The sequence below is a fragment of the Lamprocystis purpurea DSM 4197 genome (genome assembly GCF_000379525.1).
Lineage (GTDB): Bacteria > Pseudomonadota > Gammaproteobacteria > Chromatiales > Chromatiaceae > Thiodictyon > Thiodictyon purpureum.
Genome location: NZ_KB902465.1, coordinates 1 through 1,464, shown reverse-complemented (window position 1 = coordinate 1,464; position 1,464 = coordinate 1). Strand labels below are relative to the sequence as shown.

General features: G+C 68.2%; 2 protein-coding genes. Both read right to left on the bottom strand.

The genetic code is table 11. The annotated features are described in order from the left end of the window. A partial coding sequence (locus A39O_RS32875) for a hypothetical protein (RefSeq protein WP_157639903.1) occupies positions 1 to 1,053 on the bottom strand: 1,053 nt, incomplete at its 3' end. 30 nt (positions 1,054 to 1,083) lie between these two features. Then, positions 1,084 to 1,464: hypothetical protein (locus A39O_RS39885; RefSeq protein ID WP_040527604.1), on the bottom strand; the 381-nt coding region annotated here is incomplete at its 5' end.

The window sequence follows — 1,464 nt, the reverse complement described above, 5'->3', positions numbered from 1 at the left end:
CAACGTGGGATTGATCACCTGCGCGGCGGCAATGTTGGTCACATAGCTCACGCTGGGCTTGCAACAGATCAGGTCGAGGCAGGCCATCTCCTCGGCGGAGAGCGCCTGCAGAATGGTCGAGGACGCAATCAGCGGGAACGCGGCCGGCATCGGCACGGTGAAGGTGCGCGTGATCGTCGGCCGCACCGGCACATCATCCAGCCACGGGTAAACGGTCGGCGTCGGATCGGGCGTGGCCTCGATCACGTGCAGCCGATCGGCATAGGCCCGCACGAACCCACGGTTATATTGGTGTTCGGCGTGCGCGGTGCCGAGCGCCAGCGTGATCGTGATCGCCGGGGGATTGCTCCAGTCATAGGTCAGCAGGCTGCCTTGGATCACCGGTGCCACCAGCGGATTGCCGCGACTGATCAGCGTGCTCTGATCGCCGAAGCCCACGGCGGCCGGCCCCCCAACGCTGACGATGGCCTGCCCATAGAGCACGGCCGTGGCCGCGCCCGCCCGAATCAGTTGCAGCTCGATGATCATGGGCCGCTGCGAGGCATGCGCATTGATGTTGCTCACATCGTCCTGGAACACCACGGTGCCGCCGAGCGCGATCGACAGGGTGAATTGCGAGGTCGCACCCGCCGCGGTGGTGTTGAAATAGCTGCCGACACAGAGGAGCGTGACCGCCTCGCCGACCGTGGGGGCCACCCCTGTCGGCGGTGTGATGGACGCGATAACGGTCGGCGCGGTGCTGTTGACGATCGGCAGGGCCGCGGTCAGCAACGTCGCATAGGGCGGGGGCAGCGTGCGCAAATTGGCCCCGCCCACAGGGTCCAGCTCACCCTGTGCGTCGGCGTGCAACAGCTTCAGATCGGCGATGTTCTGCCAGGTCACCGCGGCGCGCGCAATGCTGGCCGTTGCCGCATCAGCAAACGCTGAGACCGGCTCGAACGCGGCACTGTTCAGACCCAGCGCCGTTTGCTGGTCGATCACGTTCGCTTGCACCGCCAGCGCATAGCCGGCCGCTTTCACCGGGGCCGCGGCCCCGGTCTCCGGGTCGACCAAGCCGAGCTTGTCTGCCATTTTGCTGCGCTCCTAAAACGTCATTTCCGCCGCGGCGCGCACCCAGGCCGCGCCGACATAGCGATACCAATACGGGGCCGCCCAGGCCGCCCCGCCGGGCCAGCCCACCGACTGTGGCGCCAGGGCCGCGTCCGCGTCGCTCCAAGCGGTCTCGGCCGGCCAGCGAATCCACTGCGCGCTGCCCAGACACTCATACAGATAGTCGGCCACCAGGCGCACATCGCCCAGCGTGCCGACACTGGTCGGGGCCGGGGCGCCGTCGCTGGCTGTCCAGGTGGTCTCGGGAGCCTGGCGTATCCAGACCGCGGTGCCGACCGCGACATAGCGATAGGTCCCATCCCACGCCGTCTGCCCGCGCGTGCCCGGCGCCGCACTGCTCGCCGGCACCGCGAC